Here is a 2,754-nt window from a genome sequence, read left to right as displayed (position 1 = left end):
TCCAGCACCAGCACCGAGCACCCTGCGAGCCGCAGCTCGCAGGCGAGCATCAAGCCGACGGGGCCGGCGCCGGCAATCAAGACATCATGGGGGATGGGGTGGTGGTTGTGCATGAACCGCTCCTTTGTCGGTGTTCGACCGGAGCGGTTCGTCGGGTTGAGAACCACACGGACGAACACAATGGGCGCCTGGGTAGCGTCCGGTGTTCGTCGTGGGGATCTCATGCACGAGGCGCGAGACCAGAGCTTTCGTTCGAAAGGACTTCGATCCGAAAGGACCTTCGTTTTCGAAAGGACTTGGGCTTACCAAACCAAGTCTGCCTTTTCCGACGCGGCGTATATAGCTGCGTGGTGTTCGATCCGCAACGGAAGATGCGCGGCTGCGGATTACTGGAACAATGCGCGGCCGCGATGTCGCGGCGCGACCGCGCCGGCGTTGCCCGGTTCGTCGACGCGGCGCGAGCCCCGGGCGTGGCGCAAGATTATCCGGCGTCTTGATGTTGCTCGCGAGCCCTGCGGCTTCGAATGCCTTGATCAACCACCAGCCGAGGTCGATCTGACCCGGCAGCAGCCCGAGCTTCGCGGAGCCAGGATAGGCGTGGTGATTGTTGTGCCAGCTTTCGCCCATGCTGATCAGGCCCGCGATGCCGACATTGTAGCCCTGGGCCGCGACGCCTTCGATGATCCAGGTCTGTCCGCCCTTGCGATGCGAGTAATGATCGATCAGATGCCCCAGACCGGCCAGCTCCACGGTGGCGGCGCCCGGCGGATCCGGGCGTGCGGAAGCGGCGCGATGAGGTTATTTGGCCTCGGCGTCCATTTCCGGTTCGACAGCCGCCGCTGGTGGTTCAACAGCCACGGCTTTCAGCACCTTTCGCTTCGCGGCGCGGACCTCAATCTGGAGCGGCGGCTGATAGGACCCGCTCGGCGGCACGAAGACGAAGGCATGGTGTCCATCGCCCTTGTTGAGCTTGAGAAGATCGTTGCGGAACTCATCGGCGACGACTTCGCCAACGAGGTTGCCGTTGAAGTAGATATCGATCGCGACCCTTTTGTCGGGGTGTTGGTTGTACAGGGCCCAGCCGGCAATCCTTTTCTCGTTGACGACGTCGACATGACCGGTGATCTCGCCATACAGGCTCTCGATGCCCGCCTCGATCACCTCGAGGTCGCTCCTGTAGATCGATCTCGTCACATCGAAGCTGAAATTCGCCGTATCGACGCATTGGTCGAGCAAGCCCTGTCGATGCTCCTTCATTCGTTGCAGCGTGTCCAGTTCGCCCAACTTGACGTACATGCCGACGATGCCTTCGATACCAGGATTCATGGTGTCGTTCCCCGCAATGCTACCAGCCAATTCGCCTTCGGCTGCCTTCACAATCGATGCCTCCTTGCGGAAAATACTCCGCCAGGACTCGAAGCGCCTCGTTCCGCCAAGGTCTTTCATGAAGACCTTCATGACAGGCCTTCATGACATCCCAATCGTCCTGACCTAAAGTCGGCTCGGCCGAACCCGGCCCAACGACAAGGACAGGGAGAGCGAACCGATGGAGCAGATCCGCGTCTGCACGCATGATGGACCTGGAGCCAAGCCGGTAATCCGGACAGTGCCATGGCCGGAAATCGGCAAAAAGGCGGCCTTGATCAAGGTGGGTGCCTGTGGCGTTTGCGGAACCGATCTGCACATCCTGAAGGGGCATTGGCCGAAGCCGTTGCCGTGGCCGTTCACGCTCGGCCACGAGCTCGGTGGCGTGATCGTCGAATGCGGTGCGGAGTTCACCGAGGATTTCATGAGCAAGCCGCTGCAGGTAGGATCGAAGGTGATGATCCCGCCCTTGATGCCGTGCGGCCGCTGCTACTACTGCATCCATTATCCCGAGAGCGCCAACAAGTGTCTGACGCCGGTCTATTACGGCCGCTATCTCGGTTTCGACAAGGCGCCGCACATGTGGGGAGGCTGGGCCGAATATGTCTATGTCGATCTCGACATGCTGCCCGGCACCAAGATCTACAAATTGCCTGACGACATGTCGCTGCGGCTCGGCGCGCTCTCCGAGCCTCTGACCTCCTGCATCCGCGCCTTCAACCGCGCCACCCGCGCCGGCGGCTTCAGCTGGGGCGACACGGTGGTGATCCAGGGCTCGGGGCCGATCGGTATCCTCGCGGTCGCCGCCGCGCAGGAAATGGGCGCGGGGCGCGTGATCTGCGTCGGCGCGCCGGAGACACCGCGCCTTGCGCTGGCGCGCAAGTTCGGCGCCGAGGCGACGGTCGATATCGAGCAGCTCAAGACGCCGGAGCAGCGCATCAAGGCGGTGCGTGACATCGTCGGCGGTTTCGGCGCCGACCTCGTCATGGACTGCTCGGGCCATCCGACCGCCGGCCCCGAGGGCATCGAGATGCTGCGCGACGGCGGCACCTATGTCGAGATGGGGCAGTTCACCGATGCCGGCTCGATCAACACCTCGTGGCACCGCATCTGCACCAAGGATCTCAACGTGCTCGGCTCCTGGGGCTTTACCGGCAACGACCTGCCGCTCGGCGTCGACATGCTCTACCGCACGCGCAACAAATATCCCTGGCTCGACATGCAGACGATCTATCCGTTCACCGAAGACGGCGTCGCCCGCGCGGTTGCCGACGCAATGGCGATGAAGACGGTGAAGTCGACCATCGTGCCGTGGCCGGAATTGGTCGGGTGAAACAGATCGCGGATGCTGCAAATCCTGTTGCAGTGCTCCCAAGGATTTGTGGCTAG

At 62.4% G+C, this 2,754-nt stretch carries 4 protein-coding genes; 1 reads left to right on the top strand and 3 read right to left on the bottom strand.

Annotated elements, in window-relative coordinates; translation table 11 throughout:
* From AKL29_RS45435 to AKL29_RS23685, 3 genes are all read right to left on the bottom strand, one after another.
* A partial coding sequence (locus tag AKL29_RS45435; protein ID WP_244482361.1) for an FAD-dependent monooxygenase occupies positions 1–113 on the bottom strand: 113 nt, incomplete at its 3' end.
* Positions 85–750, bottom strand: coding sequence for a hypothetical protein (locus tag AKL29_RS42925; protein WP_160321775.1), 666 nt, complete (start codon positions 748–750; stop codon positions 85–87). The genes AKL29_RS42925 and AKL29_RS45435, both read right to left, overlap by 29 nt.
* A gap of 48 nt (positions 751–798) precedes the next feature.
* Complete coding sequence (locus AKL29_RS23685; protein ID WP_050385825.1) at positions 799–1,458, bottom strand: hypothetical protein; 660 nt, start codon at positions 1,456–1,458, stop codon at positions 799–801.
* 88 nt (positions 1,459–1,546) lie between these two features.
* On the opposite strand from AKL29_RS23685, the gene AKL29_RS23680 reads away from it, so the two are divergent.
* Complete coding sequence (locus AKL29_RS23680; RefSeq protein WP_050385824.1) at positions 1,547–2,698, top strand: zinc-binding dehydrogenase; 1,152 nt, start codon at positions 1,547–1,549, stop codon at positions 2,696–2,698.
* Positions 2,699–2,754: the final 56 nt, after the last annotated feature.

The sequence above is a fragment of the Bradyrhizobium pachyrhizi genome, assembly GCF_001189245.1.
Classification (GTDB): domain Bacteria; phylum Pseudomonadota; class Alphaproteobacteria; order Rhizobiales; family Xanthobacteraceae; genus Bradyrhizobium; species Bradyrhizobium pachyrhizi.
Note: the sequence above shows the minus strand (reverse complement) of the source record. Positions and strands in the feature narration are given on the sequence as shown.

What these genes read in the sequence shown, in the direction of transcription:
- AKL29_RS23685 (WP_050385825.1), bottom strand. Translation starts at nt 1,458, where the DNA reads ATGAAGGTCTTCATGAAAGACCTTGGCGGAACGAGGCGCTTCGAGTCC.
- AKL29_RS23680 (WP_050385824.1), top strand. Translation starts at nt 1,547, where the DNA reads ATGGAGCAGATCCGCGTCTGCACGCATGATGGACCTGGAGCCAAGCCG.